Annotated in this window: 17 protein-coding genes; 7 read left to right on the top strand and 10 right to left on the bottom strand. The window is 55.5% G+C overall.

Annotated features, from left to right (window positions below; translation table 11 throughout):
- Nucleotides 1-150: 150 nt before the first annotated feature.
- From JOE25_RS15935 to JOE25_RS15925, 3 genes are all read right to left on the bottom strand, one after another.
- Nucleotides 151-690 carry a hypothetical protein gene (locus JOE25_RS15935; protein WP_209636736.1) on the bottom strand — a complete coding sequence of 180 codons (540 nt, stop codon included), beginning with the start codon at nt 688-690 and terminating at the stop codon, nt 151-153.
- 538 nt (nt 691-1,228) lie between these two features.
- Nucleotides 1,229-1,753, bottom strand: coding sequence for a cytochrome b561 (gene cybB, locus JOE25_RS15930; protein WP_209636924.1), 525 nt, complete (start codon nt 1,751-1,753; stop codon nt 1,229-1,231).
- 118 nt (nt 1,754-1,871) lie between these two features.
- Nucleotides 1,872-3,470: an ABC transporter substrate-binding protein gene (locus JOE25_RS15925; RefSeq protein WP_209636734.1), complete on the bottom strand. Its 1,599-nt coding sequence runs from the start codon at nt 3,468-3,470 to the stop codon at nt 1,872-1,874.
- A 500-nt stretch (nt 3,471-3,970) separates the two neighbouring features.
- On the opposite strand from JOE25_RS15925, the gene JOE25_RS15920 reads away from it, so the two are divergent.
- On the top strand, nt 3,971-5,317 hold the full coding sequence (locus tag JOE25_RS15920) for a condensation domain-containing protein (RefSeq protein ID WP_209636733.1): 1,347 nt from the start codon (nt 3,971-3,973) through the stop codon (nt 5,315-5,317).
- A gap of 108 nt (nt 5,318-5,425) precedes the next feature.
- Here the strand turns inward: JOE25_RS15920 and JOE25_RS15915 are convergent, their stop codons facing one another.
- Together JOE25_RS15915 and JOE25_RS15910 are read right to left on the bottom strand one after the other, a co-directional pair.
- Nucleotides 5,426-8,512 carry an amino acid adenylation domain-containing protein gene (locus JOE25_RS15915; RefSeq protein WP_209636731.1) on the bottom strand — a complete coding sequence of 1,029 codons (3,087 nt, stop codon included), beginning with the start codon at nt 8,510-8,512 and terminating at the stop codon, nt 5,426-5,428.
- Between the two features lie 72 nt (nt 8,513-8,584).
- Nucleotides 8,585-10,186, bottom strand: coding sequence for a condensation domain-containing protein (locus tag JOE25_RS15910; RefSeq protein WP_209636729.1), 1,602 nt, complete (start codon nt 10,184-10,186; stop codon nt 8,585-8,587).
- A gap of 506 nt (nt 10,187-10,692) precedes the next feature.
- Here JOE25_RS15910 and JOE25_RS15905 point away from each other — a divergent pair.
- From JOE25_RS15905 to JOE25_RS15890, 4 genes are all read left to right on the top strand, one after another.
- The gene (locus JOE25_RS15905; RefSeq protein WP_209636727.1) at nt 10,693-12,816 is read left to right on the top strand and encodes a TonB-dependent receptor; all 2,124 of its coding nucleotides are present in this window, start codon (nt 10,693-10,695) and stop codon (nt 12,814-12,816) included.
- A gap of 101 nt (nt 12,817-12,917) precedes the next feature.
- Nucleotides 12,918-15,839, top strand: a complete 2,922-nt coding sequence (locus JOE25_RS15900) for a condensation domain-containing protein (protein WP_209636724.1) — start codon at nt 12,918-12,920, stop codon at nt 15,837-15,839.
- Between the two features lie 46 nt (nt 15,840-15,885).
- Entirely contained in the window at nt 15,886-17,118 is a 1,233-nt protein-coding gene (locus JOE25_RS15895; protein ID WP_209636722.1) for a hypothetical protein, read from the top strand.
- Between the two features lie 215 nt (nt 17,119-17,333).
- Nucleotides 17,334-17,918: a flavin reductase family protein gene (locus JOE25_RS15890; RefSeq protein WP_209636720.1), complete on the top strand. Its 585-nt coding sequence runs from the start codon at nt 17,334-17,336 to the stop codon at nt 17,916-17,918.
- A gap of 63 nt (nt 17,919-17,981) precedes the next feature.
- On the opposite strand, the gene JOE25_RS15885 is transcribed toward JOE25_RS15890, so the two are convergent.
- The 3 genes from JOE25_RS15885 to JOE25_RS15875 all read right to left on the bottom strand — a co-directional run bounded on the left by JOE25_RS15885 (nt 17,982) and on the right by JOE25_RS15875 (nt 18,818).
- Nucleotides 17,982-18,218: a hypothetical protein gene (locus JOE25_RS15885; protein ID WP_209636718.1), complete on the bottom strand. Its 237-nt coding sequence runs from the start codon at nt 18,216-18,218 to the stop codon at nt 17,982-17,984.
- A gap of 60 nt (nt 18,219-18,278) precedes the next feature.
- A complete protein-coding gene (locus JOE25_RS15880; protein ID WP_209636716.1) occupies nt 18,279-18,422 on the bottom strand; it encodes a hypothetical protein in 144 nt (47 codons plus the stop codon).
- 147 nt (nt 18,423-18,569) lie between these two features.
- On the bottom strand, nt 18,570-18,818 hold the full coding sequence (locus JOE25_RS15875) for a hypothetical protein (protein ID WP_209636714.1): 249 nt from the start codon (nt 18,816-18,818) through the stop codon (nt 18,570-18,572).
- A 210-nt stretch (nt 18,819-19,028) separates the two neighbouring features.
- Here JOE25_RS15875 and JOE25_RS15870 point away from each other — a divergent pair, with 210 nt between their 5' ends.
- Complete coding sequence (locus tag JOE25_RS15870; protein WP_209636712.1) at nt 19,029-19,670, top strand: DsbA family protein; 642 nt, start codon at nt 19,029-19,031, stop codon at nt 19,668-19,670.
- 3 nt (nt 19,671-19,673) lie between these two features.
- On the opposite strand, the gene JOE25_RS15865 is transcribed toward JOE25_RS15870, so the two are convergent.
- Entirely contained in the window at nt 19,674-20,396 is a 723-nt protein-coding gene (locus JOE25_RS15865) for a phosphatase PAP2 family protein (protein ID WP_209636710.1), read from the bottom strand.
- A 250-nt stretch (nt 20,397-20,646) separates the two neighbouring features.
- Between JOE25_RS15865 and feaR the strand changes: the two genes are divergently transcribed.
- Nucleotides 20,647-21,561, top strand: coding sequence for a transcriptional regulator FeaR (gene feaR / locus JOE25_RS15860; protein ID WP_209636708.1), 915 nt, complete (start codon nt 20,647-20,649; stop codon nt 21,559-21,561).
- A 36-nt stretch (nt 21,562-21,597) separates the two neighbouring features.
- On the opposite strand, the gene JOE25_RS15855 is transcribed toward feaR, so the two are convergent.
- Nucleotides 21,598-23,097, bottom strand: a complete 1,500-nt coding sequence (locus JOE25_RS15855) for an aldehyde dehydrogenase family protein (RefSeq protein WP_209636706.1) — start codon at nt 23,095-23,097, stop codon at nt 21,598-21,600.
- Nucleotides 23,098-23,165 lie beyond the last annotated feature (68 nt).

The raw sequence follows: 23,165 nt of genomic DNA, 5'->3' as shown, positions 1-23,165 counted from the left end.
AAAAGGATTATTAAGCAATCAGTTAACTAGAGGAATTAATTATGATGAATAAACGAAGCCGGTACCTGCGGACGTTATCGTCTTATTAAGCATGGGGGCTGGACAGTAAACACCACCCACGCCCCCATTATTACCCATCAATATCCCACGCTATTTCTTAACCATAAGGTGCTTGCGTTCTTCTTTACTCATCGCTTTGTTTGAGCTGGAAATAACGCAGTTATATTCTTTGCCTTTATTAATAATCATAAAGGTGCTGACGGGGTTTTTAAAATCTTTGCCGATGGTGAAATAAACATAGTCCTGCGGTAAAGCGCTGGGTTTAAAGGCACCAAACGCATAAACCCCTTCCAGACCCAGTGCCGATAAATCAATCGTCAACTCCATCGGTTGCGTGGCCATTGGGGACGGCAGCATAGATTTTGCGGACATCATCATAGAGCTGGGGTTAACGGTGTATTCGCTGGTGACTTTCATGCCGACATACTTGGATGTGGGCATCGAAAGCTCTTTCATACAGGCGGCATCGTGCTTGGGTGCAGGGCTGCCATTTTCTTGTACGGCATGCACGTGTTCCAGGGTGACCGTCTCTTTGCCGGTCACCGGTTGTTTGCTGTCTGCTGCCTGTGCCATACCAACCATAGTGATGGCGGCAACTGTCGGTAGAATAATGCCAGTCATTACTTTCATTACTTTTCTCCTGACTTTTTATGAATGGAAAGCCTTATTAACTTTCCTGTGTGTGTAGTCGGTGGGATCTAATTAATAAAGTCATAGGCAGCACTCTGTCGTCTCATATAAATATGAGAAATGACGAGTTAACCCGAAAATTAACTGGCGTTTTTAAGCTGTATAAAATGAATGTTATTTTAACGTTGTTGGCCAGTTGGCTGGCATATTCGTTGTATGAATAACCTTAGTCAAAATCTGGAATAGATACAACTCGACATATAAGAATTTTTTATCTTGAATTCAAGGTTGAGTAGGTGGGTTGATATAACTCATTTTCTTACAAAGGGTTATATTTATCTACGGTAAATTTGTCAGCCCTGTTAGCTTGCAATCAGGCCTTCCTCTAATTAATGAGGTTATTTATTATTTCAATTGATATGTATGCATGTGGTCATTATTGCTTTGATTATTTTCTTACCTGGAATAGGCGCTCTGTAATAAACAGCCCTTTAACCAAGGGTCTATCAGCCGCAGGGCGGTTTATTAACATTTGATGTTAGCGCTTATTTAACCACGGCAGCATCCGCACCAGCGCGTTGTCCTTCACGATGTAGTGATGGAACAGCGCAGCGGCGGCATGCAGCCCAATCAGCCAGTAGCCAAAAGAGGCGAGCGTCTTGTGCCAGCCGATGATAGCCCGCGCCTGCGGGCGGTCGGCAACGTCGGCAAAGGGCATTGGCAAACCGAATAGAAACCACTCTTTGCCGCCCAGATAGCGGGAATAGACACCCAGAACCGGCAGTGTCAGCAGTAAGAGGTAAATCAGGCTATGCACCAAATGAGCCGCGCCGGTTTGCCATTTTGCCGGTTTAGGGGCAATAGCGGGGCTGGTGTGGCGCCAGCGCAGGAACAGACGGGCGATCATCAAGACAAAGACCGTTACGCCGCAACTGAAGTGGGTCACGACCAGCACGTACCATAACGGGGTGCCTGGCAGGGTAAAACCTCTCAGCTCAATCGTTGTGCAGGTCACGACCAGCAGGATCGCCACCAACCAGTGCAGGCGGATCTGCATTGGCATATAAGAGTTCTGCACCGGGTTACCTTTTGATGTTAAATCGTCTAGCTGCTGAGAGTAACGAAATGTTACAGGCGAGGAAAGCGCCGGATGCGAATTTCATCCGGCGCGGCAGTCACACTCAGTTGACCTTGGCTTTGGCAAAGTCACTGCCGTTAACGTCAACCACATAACCGCTAACGTTGCTGCGGGTGGCGTAGAACACCTTGCCGTTAGCCAGTGGCAGCAGCGGAGCCTGTTGGGCAAAAATCACCTGCGCTTGCTGATAAAGCTTGGCGCGTTCGGCAGGGACGCTGACCTGAATCGCCTGCTGGATCAGTTTGTCATAGCTGCTGTCGCACCAGCGGGCCGCGTTGGCACCGGTTTGCACGCCAGCGCAGTTGAGCAGGGTAGCGAAGTTATCCGGATCGCCGTTATCCGACATCCAGCCGTACAGGGCGCTCTGTTGTTCTCCTTTGCGCAGCCCGGCCAGGTACTGGCCCCACTCCCAGGTGACGATTTTGGCTTTCACACCCACTTTCGCCCAGTCGTTTTGGATCATCTGGGCAATTCGCCGTGAATTAGGGTTGTAAGGTCGCGCCACCGGCATCGACCAGATGTCGGTCTCAAACCCTTTCTCCAAACCGGCCTGCTTCAGCAGTTCACGGGCTTTTTCCGGGTTGTAAGCGTATTCAGGCAGTTTGTCGTTATAGCCCAGCATGCCCGGCGGCAATATCGAATAGGCCGGTGTGCCGCTGTCTTTAAATACCGCAGCCACAATCGCCTTTTTGTCTACCGCGTAGCTCAGCGCCTGGCGCACCAGCACGTTATCAAACGGCTTCTTCTGGGTATTGAACGCCAGATAGCCGACGTTCAGGCCGTCGATACTGTTCAACTGCAGGTTTTTGTCGCTCTTGATGGCGTCAAATTGCTCCGCCAGCGGAGCAGGGATGATCTGGCACTCGTTGGTTTTCAGCTTGGCCAGCCGGGTTTCCGGGTTGGGTGTAATGGAAAAAATCAGGTGCTTGCTGGCCACTTCGCCCTGCCAGTAATGGGGATTGGCGATGTAGCGGATCAGTGAGTCCTGTTTGTACTGTTGCAGTGCGAAGGGACCGGTGCCGATAGGCCAGTTATCGACATTTTCCGGCGTGCCTTTTTTCAGCATGGCGTCGGCATATTCGGCGGAAAGGATCGACGCAAAATCCATTGTCCAGTCAGCCAGGAACGCGGCGTTAGGCTGGCTCAGCGTAAAGCGCACGTGGTCGTTATCCACTGCCTCTACCTTGGTGATCAGCGTGTCCAGCCCGGTGTCGGTAAAGTACTCGTAGTTGCCGCCGGATACCTTGTGATACGGATTATTGGGGTCTTTTTGACGCATCACGGTGAACACGACGTCCTCGGCGTTGAAGTCACGCGTGGGGGTGAAGAACTTGTTGCTGTTGAATTTCACGCCTTTACGCAGCGTAAAGGTGTAGGTTTTGCCATCCGGGCTGATGGTCCACTCGGTCGCCAGTGAGGGCGCCGGGGTTTTATCGCTTTCACGCAATGTCAGCAGGCGGTTGTACAACACCTGCGACGTCGCGATAAAGGTGGTCCCAGAGCTGGAAAGCTGCGGGTTGAATGATTCCGGTGAGGCCACGGTGCAATAGACCAGAGTATCCGTGGCGGCCAGTGCGTTGCCCGCCGCCAACAAACCGGTTCCCGCCAATAACAGACCCACAGTGCTTTGTTTAAAATGCATAAAATGGATGGCTCCCTCAGGTTAATCGAGGACACTGCCGCCGCTGTGGCATTCAGGCAGCCCTCAATTTAAATATAAGTGATTGATCGCGAATATGGGAGCTAGTTGTCGATTGTTGTTTTTGTTACAGCATCCTCAACAGCGCTTTTCGGTATAGAGCCTTCCCCGTCAGGCAAATTTACAGTATGAACAGGTTGTTCTATATTCATGAAAATGATAATAAGTGTTATTATCATTTTCATTTGTAACCGAACCGAAACATCTTCTGTGCGTTGTCATGGCCTTGCAAAAGGCGGATGCGCCGTCCCGTTTTACGTGCGCCAGGGGGGCAAGCACGCAAACCACAATAAAAAGGATCACGCCAGGTTGCCTGTGTATAGGGCGGTAGGCCGTATCCGGTATTTACCCCGTATTGGCCGTTATTAGACGCAATCTGCGGCGGCGGGGTTTTGGCTTCCGTTGTTTCAACATTTGTTTATGGCTTATCAAAGGTAGGTAACATGTCGGAAACTGTTTTGGCTACAGAATGGCTGCCGCTGACACCGGCTCAGTTAGACTTCTGGGAAGAGTTTACTTTGCATCCCGGGCAGCCGTTTTCCACCGTCGCCCACGCCACTGAATTACGCGGAGCGGTAGACGAGATAGCGCTGTGCCGGGCGATTACCCTCACGCTTGCCGAAACGCAGGCATTCGCACTGCGCTTTAATGCGGGTATTGGCGACCGTCCGCCGCAGCAGCGTTATGATCCTTCCTGGGCACCGGCGTTGAATTGTATCGACCTGCAAGAGCAACCCGATCCCTACCTATCCGCGATGCGCTTGATCCAGGCGGATATTGGGCAACCTATGGATCTGTGCAACCGGCCGCTGGCGGCAATGTGGTTAATCAAACTGGGGCCGTCACGCTTTATCTGGTTCGTTCGTGCGCACCATATCGTCATCGATGGATTCGGCATGGCGCTGATCGAACACCGCTGCGCCGCGCTGTATGCGCACTTCCTTGGCAAGGGTGCGGCAGGGCAAGCATTGGGGGCGTTCGACACCTTCCAACGTCATGAGCTGGCCTATGCCACGTCTGAACGCTGCACTAAGGATCGTCTTTTTTGGCAGCGTTATTTACCGCCGTCACAGACGTTACCCACGGTACGCAAAGGCGGCAGGGAATATGGCGTGAAATGTCTGAGCACCAGCACGGCGCTGCCGGGCGAGATCTCACAGCGGCTGCGTGGGTTATCGGAACGTAGCGGCATCGGCTGGCCCGATTTGCTGCTGGCACTGTCCGCCGCCTGGCTGTTCTTTACCTTACCGCCGCTACCGCACGATAAGGGCGATACGCGCACCATGTGGATGCCGGTAATGAACCGTCGTAGTAGCAAGGCGACCAGTACGCCGGCACTGGCGGTCAATACACTGCCGTTTTTGGTGTCGCTGCGCGTGGAAGAGACTCTCGGGCATTTTCTTTCCAACCTGGCGCAGACGCTGCGTGAGCTACGCAGCCACGCCGGTTATCGCCTGCGGCAGATCGCCGCCGATCGTGGCGTGACGCCGGCTTCGCGTCTGTTTATTTCCCCGTTTATCAACGTTCAGCCGTTTGATCCTGCGGGTTTCAGCGGGTGCAACAGCACACGCAAGGTATTGGCGGGTGGCTCGGGTGACGGCGCTAATCTGACCTTCCGCGGGCGCACCGATGCCGACGATTTACATCTGGATATTGATATCTACGTGCAGCAGTTCCCTGGCATTGGGGTTGCTGACTACGGTAACGCCCTGCAGGATTTTTTACTGCGAGCATTGCGGGAAGAGGCGTTGGAGACCGCGGTGGGTGAACTGATGGCGGTGCCCGCCTGAGGGGGAATAACCCGGCGTAATAGCGCAACCGGTAGGGGTCGAAGACGTTCGACCCAATTTGCCTTTGTGAGCGGGCGCAGCATGCTGCGCCACGACGTTTAAACGGTGTTAACGCGCCAGCAGCGCTGCGACCTCCCGCGCATTTTTACAAGGAATGAGCAGCGTGGGGGGGAGCCGGGTGCCAAAGGCATCATTGAGCTGGGTAGCCACTTGCCGGATATGTGGCAGCTTCAGCCCCATGCTGATAAAGGCCGTTTCTTCCCCCCACTCAGGGCGCGGCGTTGCACCGATGGCCTGCAAATAGATAGCCAAAATCTTGCCGCTGTTTGCCGCGGGTGCATGTGGCAACGGTGCTGCGCAGGCGTTTAGCCCTGGTGCTGCACGCTCAGCGCTGAACGCCGCCCGGATGCGGTGACGGTCTGTTTTACCGTTGCCGGAAAGCGGCAGCGTTTCGGCGTGGATAAAGCGCGTTGGAATATGGGTGCAAGGCAGATAGCCGGTGGAAAAGGCGCGGATGGCCGCTAGCGACAGCGGTTTGCCGTCATGGGTAAGGTACATCGCCCCCAGCGTGGCTTCGGCATTGTCGCCGCCTGGGTAATCCACGACCACGATATCGAGAATGGCCTCATGCCCGCGCAGCACGTCTTCAATCTCCGGTAATGAGACGCGCACGCCACGGATTTTCACATAACCGTTCACCCGGCTGGCGAACAGAATATTGCCGTCTGCACGATAGTAACCCTGATCGCCGGTGCGGAAGGCTCGCTGCGGTTGCCCGTCGGGGCCGTCCAGGGTGACAAAGTCATGTTGTTTTAGAGCGCCGTCTTCCAGATAGCCCAATGCCAGATTAACCCCCGCCGTATGAATACGTCCAACCACCCCTGCCGGGCAATGGGTGCCGTCGTCATGGCAGATAAAGTATTGGTTGGCCGGCAACGGCTGGCCATAAGGCACGGTGCCGGTATCCTGTTCCGCAATCGGGTGCCAGATGCTCCAGATGGTGGTTTCGGTCGGGCCACCGAGTGAGAACAGGCTGATGTCGGGGCGCAAACCACGTAACAGCTGCACCGTTGCCGGTTTGATGTAATCACCGCCTTGGGCCACCAAGCGCAGTGAGCGCAGGCTGTCGTCTGTTTTGCAGGTGAGCAGCATTTCCAAAATGGCGGGCACCGAACACCACAGGCTAACGCGATGGCGCTCTACCAACTGGTTCCAACTGATGGCGTCTTTTTCCTGATGCGGTGCCGGTAGTACCAGCGTCGCCCCGGCGCTGAGCGAACCGAACAGATCAAACATCGACATATCGTGGTGCGGCGGCGTGACTGAGATCATCACGTCATCAGCGGTAACCGCCCAGCGTTGCAGGGTTTGGCCGATGACGTTGGCCGTTGCGCGGTTGTTGAGCACCACGCATTTTGGTTTGCCGGTCGTGCCGGAGGTATACAGGTAATAACTGGCCTCGGTGCTGACGCTGCGATCGGCCAGCGCCTGGCTGTCCGGTAGCTTGGCTGCGTCTGCCGTGGGGGCCAGCAGTTCCTCTGGCGTTATCCCGTGCTCCGTTTCCAGCTCACCCTGGTGTACCACCAGATCCGGCCGACAGTTGCTCAGCAGATAAGCGGTGCGCTCAGGGGGGGAGTTGATGTCGATCGGCACCCAAATAATACCCAGCAGTGCACAGGCGAGGGAGATCGTCACATGCTCTGGGCTGCGTGCCAGATACAAGGCCAGCACGCTGCCAGGTTTCAGGCCACGCCGTTGCAGATTGGCCATTACGCTGCCGACTTGCCGGCCAAGTTCTGGGTATGTCAGGCTCTGTTGATCGCAGATCAAGGCCGGTCGCGGCTGTGGATCGTTAAACAGCCGGTCAGCCAACTGCGCCAGGTATGGATAGGCGGTAAATGCCGTCTCGCTGTGGTTATGGCGATAGTGCTGATAATCGATAAATTGCGCTGGGGCGATCTCCAAATCGCCGTCCCGGCACATTAACGTTATCCGGCGTTGCAGCGCACTCAGCATCGCCTGTACCTGCTCACCGTCCAGTGCCTGTTCGGCATAGTCGACGCACAGCAGCAGATTCTTGTCGGCGTCCTGCGTCAGCCGAATATCGATCGCCACCTGCGGTGTCTGCGTCACGCCGTCATGGTAGCGCACGGGGGCATTGGTTGGCAGCGTCTCCCAACCTAAGCAATTGGTGAGGATCACCGGCAGCGCAGGCGATCCCTGGCTGTGGTTCAGCAACTGTCGCGCCAAATCAACACCGGAAAATGTCAGGTGATCGAGCGCACCTAATACGTCGTCTTGCAATGCCTGCGCGCGGCTGACAAAGGTGCCACCCTGACGCGCATAGCGCACCGCCACGAAGGTAGAGGCGTTGCTGAGTGCGCCGTCCGCAGCGGGAAAGGCGACGGGGACGCCGACGCACAGCTCGCCGTCGGTGGTCCACTGCGCCAGCGTATCGAGGATCAGTGCCGACAGGCTGCTGTTGCGCAGCAATGCGTGGGCAGAGCCCAGGCGTGAGAACTGTTTTAACGTTTCGCGTGGCAGCGTCAACGTGGCGCGGCGGTAGCGTGAAGACTTGATATTAGCCAGCGGAGTACGCCAGGGTAGCGCCGACGGCGTGGTGACGTTCTGCAACTTGGCCTGCCAATAGGCCGCATCCGTCTGACGCTGTTCTGCGCTGGCGGCGGCGGGTGGTGCCGGGGGGGCGACGGGCCGCAGCGGGGTGTCGTCAAATAACCGAGCAATCACGGTGGAAATGCCCTGGCCGTCGAGGATCAGCGCGTCGAAGCTGGTGAAAACCACGCTGTCGTGATGGGCGTCCTGCATCTCCGGCAATTGAATGACGGCGATACGCCACAAAGGCTGCGTAGGATCGTGCCGCTGGTGCGAGTATTGATCGCGCAGGGCTGCCAGCCGTTGTTGTGCAACCTCATGATCGAACTCACGCAGATCGTGACGATCCAGGTTCAGCGTGGCTTCCTGTCGTACATGCTGGGTGAAACGGTGAGGATCGATACAGGTGCGCAGCGCCGGATAGTGCAGCACCAGTTCACTCAGTCGGTTTTCCAACCGCGCCACGTCCAACTGCAGACCGCGATATTCGCGAAAGTCGTGCATTGCCACGCCGCCTAGCGGCCATTGTTCGCTGCGCCCGAGCAGGTAAGCCTGCTGCAGCGTGCTTAATGGTGTCTCCATGGTATTTCCCTATTGTCGCTAACCAACGAAAAAGAAAACAGGGCGCGTGAGGCCACGCACCCGGAACCGATATCAAGCTTTGGGTGCCAGCACCTTTAGCAGCATGTGCACACCTTCAGCGGCATTGGGGGCCCGTTCACAGATCAGGGCGGCAAGTGCCGTTGGGGTAGGGTGAGCCGCCACATCTTCTGGGGTCAGCGCCACCGACAGATATTTGTTAAGCACGGCCAGTAAGGCCAGCAGGCCATCCTGCGGTAGCTGCAGGGTGTTGATGTCGTCGTCATCACCCAGCTGGGTGTCCGGCGCGACGCGCGCTAACAGCCGGTGTAACAGTTGGCGTACCGGCGCCTGGCGGCCCAATGCCTGCGCGGAACATTGTGACAGCCACTGCGCCAACGGCTGGTTGAAACTGTCTGGCTGGTTGGCGGCCCGTTTTAACAAGGCACCGTAGGTAGCGAACAACTGCGGCAGCAGCCGATCCGGGAAAGCGTCCTGACGCACATCCCAGTTGATCAGAATGCCGCCGTTGGCGTGCGCGACCTGGGCATCAAGCGCAACCTGCGGGCCCTGGGAAATCACCCATTCCAGCGGACCAAAGGTGCGGGTGACATCATCAGAAAACAGCGCTTTACCCTGGATGCCAAAACCGGCGGTAAACACCACCGGCGAAGGTTGCATGCTGCCTTGCAGGCGCGACAGGTCGCGCATCACGCTGACGCCGGGGTAGTCGGCGTTCGCGATCAGTTCCGCCAGTTGGTCCATCAGGCGGCGGCTGAACGTTGACAGGTTTTCCGTCGGATTCAGCGTGATGCCGAGAAGCACCAGATTAGAAAAATCGCCAATGATGTTATCGACGTTTTCTGCTTCCCGGTGGAACAGCGGCACATTCAACCGGAAGCGTGACAGGTTCCAGCCATGGCCGACGGTCACGGCAAACAGCGCCAGAAACAGTGATGACAGCGTGACGTGGTGTGCCTTGGCGGCCTCTTCCAGCGCTTGGGTTTCTCTTGCGCTCAGTTGCAGCGCCAGCCGATCGCTACGGCAGCGATCCGGCGTGCGCAACAGATGCGGTGCGGGCGGTAACTGAGTCAGACGTTCACGCCACCAGGCTTGCGCACGGGCGCGGCATGCCTGTAGCGCTGTGTCGGCACGGTGACGGTCCAGGTAATCAAAATAGGGAATACTGCTGTCATCGGGTGCTGTTGGGCATTGATGATAAAAACGCGCCAGATCCTCCATCAATACACGAAAACCCATCGCATCACCGGCAATCATGTCCAGATCCACATGCAGTCTGCTGTGACCACCGGGCAGCAGGCTAAGGCTGATATCGCAGGGGATACCCTGTTCCAGCGGCAATTTTTGGCTGCTTTTCGTTTGGCGTTTATGGGCTAGCCGGTTGGCAACATCAGGAGCATCGGCGTGGCTAAAATCGTCCAGATGCAGGCGATGTTGAGGACCACTGGCATCGATTGTCTGCTGGCCATCCGCCGTCACGCGCAGGCGCAACATGGGGTGATGCAGGTAAAGAGCGGTAACGGCCTGTCTCAGTCGTTCGACGTCCAGGTCACTGCAGTTAAATTCCGCATACAGGTGGGCAGATACGCCCCCCAGCGGCGCTTCAGATTGCCTGCCAACCCAGTAGGCAGCCTGCATCGTGGTCAACGCTTTCATCGGGTTTCCATCAGTATTGAGAGACTGTAAGAATATATGTCAATGTTAATGGGAATGAAAATTATTACTATTTTTATTTGTTTCAATAACGCATGTAAATAATACGGTTAATACCGGTTTTTGCTCGATGGGTGAAATTGTTAATTCCAATATAGTTATGTTTTGTATTCATTTTAAATGAAATTATTGGTTTTTATCGTTACGGGTAACTTCGGTTTTATTTCTGTGCGTTGTGGCTTTTTATCTGCACGGTTATTTTCTTAAGTGATAATGATTTGCATTAAAATATGTAAAATATTATCATTATTAACATTTCTTTACGTTTCCAGACAAAAAAACTGCTCTCGCCCGCTGTGTGTCTGGGGTGGGGCGGTCGTCTGCGGCAGGGATATGCAATAGCAAGGTCAGGAAGGCCGTAATGCCATTGTTAGTGTGAGAATCAGCGTCGTTACCTATGTGAAAACAAGTAAATTTTTGTGCATCTGGGATGAAAGGAGAATACATCTATGAGCAAGCATTCAGCGGCTCAAAGGCATAAAATCGTAGGAAACAAGGAAAAAGCAGGCTTACAGGCCATTGGGGCATTTTCCTCACTCTTTCTGGGTCTTTGTTCTTTATCTGTAGGGAGCGTTAACGCCGCCGCAGTGGACGAAAAGGTTCAGGAAGCCGCAGACAGCAAACGTAAGGACAACTGGCAGGACTCAGAGAGCCTGCTGGTAACCGGTGAAAAAATTAAACGCAGCATTTTTGATACCGGCTCCAGCGTGCAAGTCTTCGACAGCGAGCGGATATCTTCCATGCCCAATGCGTTGCAGGTCCCCGATTTGCTGCGCATGACGGCCAACGTAATGGATGTCGGCATCGGTAACGATCTCCCCACCGTGCGTGGTATCGACGGTTCTGGTCCAAACACCGGCGCCAATGCCTTCCTCAGCGGTACCCGTCCGCGCCTCAACCTGTCACTGGATGGCCGTTCTCTCACCTATAACGAGCAGGCATACGGCCCGCAGTCGCTGTGGGATCTGGATCGCGTCGAAGTGTTCCTTGGCCCGCAAAGCTATATTCAGGGGCGTAACGCCATTGCCGGCGCCATCGTGATGGCCAGTAAAGATCCGACGTTTGACTGGGAAAGCGCCTTCAAAGGTGGGGCGGGTAATCAGCATTCTTCACAGCTGTCTGCCATGGTCTCTGGCCCGCTGGTGGAAGATCAACTGGCGTTCCGCGTCAGCGTCGATCGCCAGCGCCGCCGCAGTGATGTCGACCTGCCCGCCTATGCACCCGTGGGCGATCCGCGCGAGGTTGAAGCCACGACGGCTCGCGCCAAACTGTTGTTCAACCCGGCAGGTATGCGCGAGTTGACCACCAAGCTGACCTTTAACCATTTTGGCAGCACCTCACCACAGAACGAGAGTCTCAATCCGCTGGTGCACCCGACCAGCCTGCGTCACGATCCGCGCCGCGCGGTGTTTAAAAGCAACACCAACAGCGGCGTTTGGGATCTGGCCTGGGAGCAATCCGACAGCCTGACGCTCGAAAACCGGGTGATCTACACTGATTTTAACATCAACCGTCCTACCGCTTATGCCTTGCCATACGCTGATATCGGCGGCAAAGAGGTGCACGTGGAGCCGGTGGCGCGCTTTGGTGGGCCGGGCAGCCGTTTGCATGGGTTGGCGGGGCTGCGTTATTTCCACGCTAAGCAGGATGAGTTCGTCAATATTTTCGGTGGTTCCACCTTCAAGGATAAAACCGACACCCATTCCGCCTTTGCCGAACTGACCTACGCCATTACACCTGAGGTAGACCTGACAGCCGCCAGCCGTCTGGAGCGTGAGCACCGTCAGCGTACCGGCGGCAGCAAGGCCGTGCGTATCGACTTCGACGAAACCTATGACGTGTTCCTGCCGAAGCTCGATCTGGCCTGGAAGCCGACAGACACCCAGACCTACGGCGCCAAGGTAGCGCGTGGCTATAACGCCGGTGGCGCGGGCATCACCATTGGCACGCCGGTGGTCAACTACACCTATGGTTCTGAATATGTCTGGAACTATGAGCTGTACACCCGTCACCACCTGAAAGACGCCAATGTCATTCTGACCAGCAACATCTTCTACAACGACTACAAGGACATGCAACTGCCGTATTCCCTGGGGCCGAACTCATCGGTGATCCGCAACGCCGACAAGGTGGAAACCTACGGGGCAGAAATGGGGGCGACCTGGCAACCGCGCTGGGACTTCGAACTGTTTACCAACGTTGGCCTGCTGAAAACCAAGATCAAGAAGTTCTCGGGCAGCGGTGTAGATGGGCACGAACTGGCGCGTGCGCCAGCCTATACCGCCAATATGGGCGCCAAGTACCAATTGATGGCCGGGTTGGAACTGAGCGGCAACGTCGCATTCTCTGATTCCTACTACTCGCAGTATGACAATGACTCTCGCGGACATATCGGTTCTTACTGGTCGGCAAATACCCAACTGGCGTACACCTTCGCCTATGGTCGCGCCACCCTGTATGCACAGAACCTGTTTGATTCAGAGCGTCGTGTGATGGTCAGTGGCAATGACGTGTATACGGCAACCCAGCAGCGTCCACGCATGGTGGGTGCGGCACTTGAACTGACATTCTGATGCGGTAACAGCCAGTCTGCGCAAGGGGCGTATCAACGCCCCTTTTAATGACCAGCGTTTCCCCGATGTTCCGGGCTGACCGGGCGCAAGGAGATAGAGCAGTGAGCGGTTATTTTGACAATATTCTCAGCGATGATGAGGCCCAGCGTCTGGATCTGGCGTTCGAGGCACTGGGCGAGCGTGCGGCAGATGCCGTTCAGTCGCTGAGCGAAGCGGAAGAGCTGGCATGGTTCATGCACCAGCAGCGGGGTGATGGTGGGAGCCAGCAGGCAATGGCCTGGCGGTTAGGTGGTGAACCGGATATCGGCAGATTAGTCAGTGCGCTGGAAGCCCTGAGCCGCTTGATGCCGGAACTGGATGTTCGCTATGACTTTGATGACGAACAAGGCTTACGCAAGCTGCGCGGTAATACGGCGCTCAATCCGGTAAACATTCAGTCTGTGGCGAATGAGCAACAGGCGGTTAGCCGTTTGCTGCAGGCACAGGCCACCCCTCTCGAATTGGCACGTGAAGCGCCGGTACGCTTTTGGGTTTTCACCGGTAGCGGCGTGGTATTGGGCGTTGTGGCGCACGATATTTTGGCGGAAACGTTGTCATGCCGACAGTTATTGAAGACGTTATCGGCACTGTATAACGGGAATGACCCTGCGCAAGGTTTTGAGGGGGTGCCACCGGTTGCGCCACTGCCGGAAGTGACCGATCTCGTGCTGCCGTGGGCGCGACAGGCGGCGACATTGCGGGACTATCGTACGTCGGTTGTGCAGGATGACGTTCTGGCACTGGCCGGGGTACGTATAGCGGCCCGTGTTGCGCGTAAAATCCTGCCTGTTGCTGATAACCCGGCAACGTTGTTGGCGGCGATCGCGACGCGTTTTGGCTGCTTTATCTCAGCCCAGTCCGGCGGATTACCGGTACAACTCTGTGTACCACAGGACGATGCACAACAGGCAAACGGCGTGGACGCGTGGATGAGCGCTGCCCGGTTGAAACGCCTGACGCTACAGTCTGCCGATCCCGAATTGGAAAGCCGACTGCTGGCGCAGCACACGCCGGAGGCCCCTAATCCGCAGTTGGCTCAACTGTTGGTGACCTGGTTGGCGGACCCGTCAGTGGCTCTGCAACTTGACGGCGTCAATGCTGAACGTCTGCTGTTGCCGCCTCTGCATACGCCTTTTGAATTGGTGCTGGCGCTGAGCCTGCCCGATCCGGATTCGGTGGTGCTTGAGCTGAGCGCGGATCCTCGTTTAACTCCGCACGCGGCCCCGTTCCTGTTGGAACAGTTTGTCGCTTTCCTTGCGGGGCGGACGATCACGACGGCGCGGCTTCCTGCCATTGAGCCGCCGTTAGCCGTGGTTGAGCACGCTTTGCCCGTAAATGATGGGCAAGAAAACGACGCTATTGCACAACTGATCTTGGCGGAGTTCCGCGATGCCCTGGTTGCGCCAGAGATGACCCTTGATGAGGATTTCTTCGATCGCGGCGGGCATTCGTTGGTGGCTACTCGAGTGATCGGCCGTTTGCTCAGCTTGCATCGCATAGAGCTCAATATTAACGATCTGTTCAGCCATGCCACTGCCCGCGGGCTGTCAGTCTATGCCAAACGTCAGGCCGCTGTAGCGCCGGCAGCCCAGGAAGGCGTCATGCAACAGCAGGGCGACACCGTCCAGGCACCCTTGTCGCTGGCACAGCACTCCCTGTGGAAAGTGTATGAGGCGTTCGGTCATGACGAGATCTTCAACCTGCCATTTGCCATCAGCTTCCTTGACCCGGTAGACGAAACGGCGTTGCGCCAGGCATTTATCGACGTGATGACACGGCACAGCGTATTGCGTTCGCTGTTTATCACGCGTGACGGTGAGGTATGCCAGCAAGTGGTGCCTGCGGCTGAATTGCTCGACTATGCCTGGTTCCGCTTCTCTCATGAAACACCGGCCGGTAACGGCAGTGAATTGCTGGCCAATGCTGGCGACCACCGCTTCAACCTCGCCACCGAGCTGCCGCTGCGTGCCACCTTCCTGCGTGACGCGGCCACCGGCCAGCAATGGTTGTCGTTGCTGTTCCACCATGTCGTGCTGGATGAATGGTCGCTGAACCTGATGATGGACGAACTGGGTATCGCTTATCGCTACCGCGTTGCCGGGCAGAAGCCACAGTGGACGAACGACGTGCCGCAGTTTTATGCCTTTGCCCGGCAGCAGCAGGCGGGCGGCGTCGCACAGCAACACCTGGATTACTGGCTCGATAACCTGCGGGATGCGCCAGTGGGGCAGCCGCTGTTCCAACAGGAGCCTTCCCACCATCCAGCAGTACCGGCAGAGGCCGATGTCAACGGAGGATGGTTGGAGTTCGACGTCGACCCGGCGGTGGCAGACGGCTTGTATGCACAGGCCAGAAAGAACAATGCCTCGCTGTTCAACGTGGTCTATGCCGGTATCACCTCGGCTTTGCGTCTTCTCGGTGGTCCGGCAGATCTGCTGGTGGGCACCTCGACTTCCGGGCGCAACGACGCTGAGTACTTCGACACCATTGGCTACTTCACTACCGTGGTGGTACACCGGGTGCGCTTCGCCGAGCAACTCACGGTGGCTGGCCTGATCGATCAGGTCAAAAATACCATCAATGGCTCGATGCCCTACACCGATATTCCGATTGACCTGGTGGAAGAGGGGCTATTTGGCGCGCATGCCGATCGCAAGAATCACATGTTTGAAGTGTTCATCCAGATCCACAGCCGCATCAAGCTCAATGGGGCATTCACCCTGCAAGACGGCAGCACGGTAGCGTATCGCCAGATTGAGCCGGAGAAAACCGAATCACTGCTCGGTTTGCAGTTTGAAGTGATGGAAGAGAACCTCGACGGCGTGAAATCCCTGCGCGTGATGATGACCTATCGGACCGATCACTACACCGCGCAACAGGCGGGACTGATCGCCGGGACCATTCAGCACGTGTTCGCGCATTTTTCCCAGCAGGACGGTGGGAATATGCCGCTTGCGGACCTGCCACCGGCACCGCAGCAATGACGTTGTTCACCCTAACTGACTTTATTACTTTCATGGAGATAAATGGATGTCTGGAACAATAGGAACACCTCGCGCTTTACTGTCGCTGTTGATCGCAACGTCGTTGGTGGTGGCCGGTGCGGCACAGGCCCGTGACACAGGGATCAAACCTGAGGATATCAAGCGCCAGCCGTTGTCGTCGGCGCTGGTGGAGATGGCTTATAGCCCGAGCCAGCAGTCGCTGTTTGTCAGTGCACCAGACTGGAAAGAAGAGGCAAAATCCCGCGTGTTGCGTTTAGATCCGACCACGCTGGCGGTGCAGGCGGAGATCCCTTTGCAGGTGAAAGGCTTCGGCGTGGCGCTGGATGATGCCGGTCACCGGTTGTATCTGACCCAGGGGTTTAACGGTTCGGTCGGTGTGGTGGATACCACCACCAATCGTGCGGTGGGCAGTATCCTGGTGACCGAAAAGTCGATGCTTGAGAAGACGTATAAAGACGCAGGCATCAGCGGTAAACGGCTGGAATTCTTACTTGAGGAACTTAAGCGTTTCAAGATCACGGAAGACTACCAGTACCGGATCCGTGAAATGAAGTACGACGCGCAGACTGGCCGTCTTTTCTTACCTGGACTGGGTTTCGGGGTGGACAGCGTGCTGTTTGTGGTAGATACCCGCAACAAAAAACTGGAGAAAATGATCCCCGGTTTTGGCTATAACGCGGTAGGCATTACGCTTGATGAGAAAGGGCGGCGCGTCTTTGTCTCCAATATGCAGGGGCAGTTGATCACGCTGAATGCCGATACGCTGGCAATCACGTCCACCAAAGAGATCCAGGCGGATCAATTGCTGAACCTGGTGTATGACGGTAAGAACAACCGTCTGCTGGGTGTGGATCAGGGGATCGATCGCGACAATTACCGTAATACGCATCTGGGGCACGACTACGTGAAGCGCAGTAGCGGGCACCGGGTCTTTGCGTTGGACGCGGACAGCGGCAAGGTCTTGGCCAGCGAACTGACCGATGAGGTGCCGATTGGTCTGCTGCTGGATGAGAACAATCAACGGGTGTATGTCACCAACCGCAAAGGGGTACGCGTCGAGCACGGGGTAGGTACGTTGACGGTGTTTGATTCCAAGACTCTTAAGCGGCTGCAGACGGTAGAATTGCCACCGCATCCGAACAGCCTGGCGCTCGATACCCGCAACAACGTGTTGTTTGTGAGCGTGAAAAATGACGGTGCCAGTACCAAGGCCGGCAAACCAGAAAGCGTCGTGCGCATTCAACTGCCAAAAAACTAGTTTTACCCTATTGCGCCAGTGGATGCTGGCGCAATATTTCCTCGTCAAACCTCAAGGCTTCTGCAACATCAGGCTTATTACAGGCACACATTCCGTGCTTCTGTGCCGCCAACGTGATTGATCCCCACGGCAACGCAGATCTACACTGCAAAACACAGACAGTCTCCGTTACTACCTTCTGTTTGATTACCCAAAGACATCAATAAGGGCCTCCCATGAATCATTTTCGTCCCGTTGCACTGGAACATGCCAGCCGCTTGCTTAACCATGGCCCGACGGTGTTGATTACCAGCAGAAGCCAGGATGCTGCGCGGCGTAATGTGATGGCGGCTGCCTGGTCGATGCCGGTTGAATTTACCCCGCCACGGATTGCTATCGTGGTCGATAAAAATGCGCATTCCCGACAGATGATCGAAGAGAGTGGCGTATTTGGCATCTGCATCCCGGCGGCTGTGTTTATCGACACGACCTATGCGGTGGGCAGCATCTCGGGGCAAGACGTAGAAGACAAGTTTTCTCGCTTTAATATTGCCAGCTTCCCCAGCGCTACGCTGAACGTTCCCTTGATAGAGCAGGGGTGTGTGGCGTGGTTGGAGTGTCGCCTGTTACCTGAACGTGGTGCCCAACAGAAATACGATACGTGTTTTGGTGAGGTGGTTGCCGCCGCCGCAGACGAACGCGTGTTTCAGGGGGGCCGCTGGAACTTTGCCGACGCAGATCCGCAATTACATACTATTCATCATCTGGGCGCCGGCAATTTTATTCGCAGCGGCGATACCCTGCGCGCTAAAGCGATGTAAGCGATTCCCCCTGCCGCATGCGTAGGGGGAATCGTTTAGCCATGACTGACCTAATCACTGACATTAATCGTTGCGCGCGTGGTGGAACGCTTGAACCCGTTTTTCTGACGCTTTCTTATCCGGTTTCCTGAGTGGTTTTTTATTGTGGTGTGATTTTGGCTGTACTTTATTGTCATGAGGTTTTTTATTATTCTGATGAACCACTGGCTTGCCGTTAAATTCATTGGCAGGCGGCGCAGCAAAAACCGATACACAGGTTAATAGCAATGCGGATGAAATAATAAGGCGTGTTTTTTTCATTATGATGACCTACAGGCTTAAATTTATATTCAAGTCACGCGCCAGGGATATGAACGTTATTTAACGTGGCCCGTTAAAATAATGCCCCGGTCCGCCTGGGCCACCGCGCCCACCGCCACCGCCGCCACCTGGTGGCGGGAATATACAGCCGGAAAGCATGGCGCTAATAGTCAGCGCACTGATGAACATCAGAATACGACGCATAATATAACCTCTTAACTTTAGATTGAGGTCGTTAGTATCATCTTCTGCTAAGGGTGCAAGCAATAGGGAAAAGGTAGGGAAACCGAAAAGGTTCTGTAAGTAAGATTATTCTAATCGGGAGGATATCGGTCATTGAGATAACGCGAGTTAATATCCGGCGCTGAGCATTTCATCTCGTAATAAATCGATAATCGCTGGCTCTATATCAGGGAATTGCCGGGTAATATCGTCAATGGCTTCTGCGACCGATGTAGCCGAAAAGGTACCGGTGAAAGGCAACAGTGGGAGGCTGGCATCGCTGTCTGGGAATTCGCCGCTGATGGTTCCGGTGATCACACCGTCCCTCTTCTCTGCGGTGAAGTCATATTCGCCAATACCTTTATTAATTACTGTCATTTTTACCTCGACTCAGGCACGCCAGCGGCAATTCGCGCCCTCTTTCAAGCATAGTTCCTGGGCTGGAGAATGCCACTGACAGGCCAGGCTATGGCTTTGATGTGCATCAATCCCACATAAATATAAGGTAATAAAGCCTGGCCTTAAGCCGACAATTTGATTATAAACACCGGCGTTAGGGACAATGATCTCATCTAAAATGGAGTAGGTATGTTGGCTAAAATTAATCGATTGATCGCCGGTTCATTACTGGTGCTGTTACTTCCGACCCTGGCTGCCGCGGCGGATTATCGTGCAGGCGAACAATATACTCGTCTGGATAAGCCGGTGGCCTCTGCGCCGGCTGTCGTGGAATTCTTCTCCTTCTATTGCGGCCCTTGCTACCAGTTTGCTGATACCTACCACGTGGGTAGCACCGTTAGCCAGGCGTTGCCTGAGGGCACCAAACTGACCAAGTATCACGTTGGCCTGATGGGGAAATTAGGCAATGAACTGACCGAGGCCTGGTCGGTGGCGATGGTGATGGGCATTGAGGATAAAATTGAAGGAATGCTGTTTGACGCGCTGCAAAAGAAACGTGCCATCAACAGTGAAGAGGATATTCAGCGGGTGTTTGCCGCCGCCGGTGTTGACGCAGCGGCTTATGAGAATGCGCGCCACAGCCTACTGGTGAAAGGCATGATTGCCAAGCAGAATGAAGCAGTAAAAGCGCTGGATGTACGCGCAACGCCATCATTTTACGTTTCCGGTAAGTACAAGATCGACAATGCCGGTATGTCGAGTCAAAGCATCGACGGCTACGCACAAGAGTACGCGGCCGTCGTTCGCTATTTGCTGGATACCCAGCCTTAAGCATTATTTTGCGGCAGGCAGGCCCAATGCGTGACGCAGTTCTTCGCGGGCCTGCTGGTATTGCTGCTGGAAATCTTGTTGGTGTGAGATCTGCTGGCTGATGACGCTGCCGGCGATCCGACCCATTTCAATATCCGACGGATAGTGAATACCGGCAACCACGCGGTTGTCGCCGTATTGCCAGGCGCGTGCCATGATCTCGGCGCGCTTTTCCGGCACCATATTGGCCAGCGTAATGCCCATCAACGTGCCCAGCGTGGTGTGACCGGAAGGCCAGGAGCCGGAGGTAGAGCGTTTTACGATCGGTTCAATGCGGCTGTCCAGCATGTGTGGGCGCGGGCGTTTCCAGAAGTCTTTGGCGGGATCAACCACGGCGGCTTCTGTCGCGACAACGCGATCAAAGAAAGCACTCAGTACCGGCAGCGCCTGGGCATTGAATTTCGGCCCCATCACATTGCTGTATACCCACACATTCTCTTCCGCATCTGCCTTGGCCTGCGTGGCCATGTCCGGCGTCCGTTTCTGCTGCATATCCACGACTTCTTGCAGTTCCCGTTTGGTTTGCACGGAGTCATTGGCCGGAGGTGGCAGCAGGATCTGGGTCAGATCAACCTGCTGTGAGGTTGTGAAGGGTTGTGCATCTTCGGCGGCATAAACGCTGAACGCAGGCAGGGCGGCAGCCGTGAACAAACACAGTGCCAGCGCAGATTTTTGTAATAATTTCATTAGGAATACCCATGGTGTGAAGGTGGCTGTCAGCAAACTGAGCTCTGTATTTGGCGAGTCATGTGATGGTTACATGACGGCTGGGTGTCAATTTGATGACTGTGCCCGTGTGGTGGGAGCAATGTGTGATCCCTGCGCCAGATCCCGGTCACGGCATTGATTGTATGTTATCGGATTGTTATGTTGGTTTTCTGTTCAATGCCGCTTGCGGTTCGACAGCGTTTATCGCTGATGTTTGAAGGGGAAAGCCATGACAATTTCCGCCCAGAGCAGGGAAGTTGGCTTTGAGGAGTGGCTGGCGAAAATCAACTCCGCCTGCGGCCGGTTTTGCGCCAAGACGCTGGGGCCAGGGTTTAGCGGTGCGATGCAAGAGTTCCGCGCCCATGCGCTACGTCTGAGTGTGGTTGATGCCGCTCACACCCGCTTGTATCGTACCCCTCAAGAGATTTCCCGCAGCGACGGTTCGCACTTTTTCACCGTCTTTCAACTGCGTGGCAGTTCATTGATGGAGCAGGGGGAGCGGCAGGCGGTACTGTCCGCCGGCGACGTTACCTTGATCGACGCTTCACGTACCAGCAGCTTTACCTTTCAACAAGATTCCCGCCAAATTTCGTTATTGATGCCACGCAGTTATTTCGAACCCTCGGCGCACGGGGCCGATGTGCAGTGTGCGCGGCGTCTCGACGCGCAAAGCAGCGTAGTGCGACTTAGCCGGCAACTGGTGCTGGGTTGTATGCAGGACCCGCTGATGAGCGCCCCAGAGAGTGAAGCGATACTGAGCGCCGTCGCGACGCTGTTACGCCCGGCGTTGGTTGATCGCGAGGTTGAGGTTGATAGCCACCCTCGCAGCTTCACCCGAACGCTGGCGTTTATCGATACGCATATTCAATCGCCGCAGTTGCGGCCGGAATGGATTGCCAGTGAATTGGGCGTATCGGTACGCAGTTTGTATCGGATGTTTTCCCGCCAGGGGTTGGTGGTGGCGCAATATATCAAGCACCGCCGTCTGGATCTGTGCGCACAGGCCTTGCGCCGTGCACCGGAACGACAAAAGCTGGCGACTGTCGGTTATGACTGGGGTTTTACCGATCACAGCCACTTCTCTACTGCCTTCAAAAGCCGTTTTGGCGTCTCGCCGAGCGAATACCGCAAACAGCATCAGTAGCCTCATAAAATGGGCTACTGATGCTTTGGGGCACGATCAGTAACGAATACACACTGATTTGGATTCGGTATAGGCATCCAGCCAATCCGGGCCAAAATCACGCCCACTGCCCGACTGTTTGAACCCACCGAAAGGCATATTGGCGTCGATCAACGTATGGGTGTTGACCCAAACCGTACCGGCCTGAATACGCGGCGTATAAGCCATGGTCGATTGCAGGCTGGTGGTCCACAGGCTGGCAGTCAAGCCGTAGTCGGTATCGTTGGCCTTTTGCAAGGCTTCTTCGGCGTCCGCGACGCGGATCAAATTGACCACCGGGCCAAAGACTTCTTCGCGCGTCAGGTTCAGCTTGTCATCCGGGTTAATCACCAGCGTAGGGGGGATATAGAACCCCTGTGAGTCTGGCCCGGATGCGCCGCTGATCAGCTCCGCATGTTTGGATCTGGCGTCATCCAGATACGCGGCCACTTTATTGCGGTGATCGCTGGAGACCAACGGGTTGATCTGCGCACTGGCATCCATTCCCGGCCCAACGGACAGTGATTTCACCGCCTGCTCGAACCCAGCGACCAGAGTGTCATAGATCGGCGCTTCAATATAAATTCGCGAACTGGCGGCGCACACCTGGCCCTGATTGAGGAAGCTGCCAGCCATCAGGCCTTCGATGACCTGTTGTGGATCGGCATCTTTCAGCACGATAGCCGGGTTTTTGCCGCCGAGTTCGAGGGTCACGCGTGTCAGACGATCCGCCGCGGCACGTGCGATCCCTTTGCCAACGGGAGTGGAACCGGTGAAGCTCACTTTGGCGATCAGCGGGTGTTCTGTCAGCGCTTTGCCACAACCGCTGCCTTTACCGGTCACCACGTTGAATACGCCTGGTGGGATACCGGCTTCGGTTGCCAGTTCTGCCATGCGCAGTACGGTAAGCGGGGTGGTTTCCGACGGTTTGATGACGATAGAACAACCTGCGGCCAGCGCTGGCATCACTTTCCACATGGCGATCATCAGTGGGAAGTTCCACGGCACAATACCGGCGACCACGCCAATCGGTTCTTTACGGGTATACACCTGATATTTGGCGCCCGGCGGCATCGGGATTGACACATCAAGTGTCTGGCCGGTGATTTTCGTGGTCAGCCCGGCGGTGTAACGCATCCAGTTCAGCGTACAGCCAACCTCGAACATACGGGCAATATTGATCGACTTGCCTTGTTCCAGCGTTTCCAGCTGTGCCAGCTCTTCAGTGTGTTGCTCAACCAGATCGGCATAGCGCAATAATATGCGTTCGCGCTCTGCGGGTAAGCGTTGCGCCCAGACACCAGAGGTAAACGCGTTGTGGGCCGATTGGACGGCGCGTGCGACGTCCTGCGCGTTGGCGTCTGCGGTGGAGGAAATTTGTTGCCCATCGGCGGGGTTATACACTGCCAACCGACCTTCGGCGCTGGATTCACACCACTGGCCGTCGATATACAGCCCATGATGACGATCGAGAAAACGTGAAACGTTGTCCATCACTGCTAGGGTATTGTCAGGCATACGCCCTCCTGTCAGACAAAAAAGGTCGTACCCTTAATTCTTGACGCGATACCTGCGTTGGCTGCACT

The sequence above is a fragment of the Serratia sp. PL17 genome, assembly GCF_017832355.1.
In the GTDB taxonomy this organism is placed as follows: Bacteria; Pseudomonadota; Gammaproteobacteria; order Enterobacterales; family Enterobacteriaceae; genus Serratia.
Note: the sequence above shows the minus strand (reverse complement) of the source record. Positions and strands in the feature narration are given on the sequence as shown.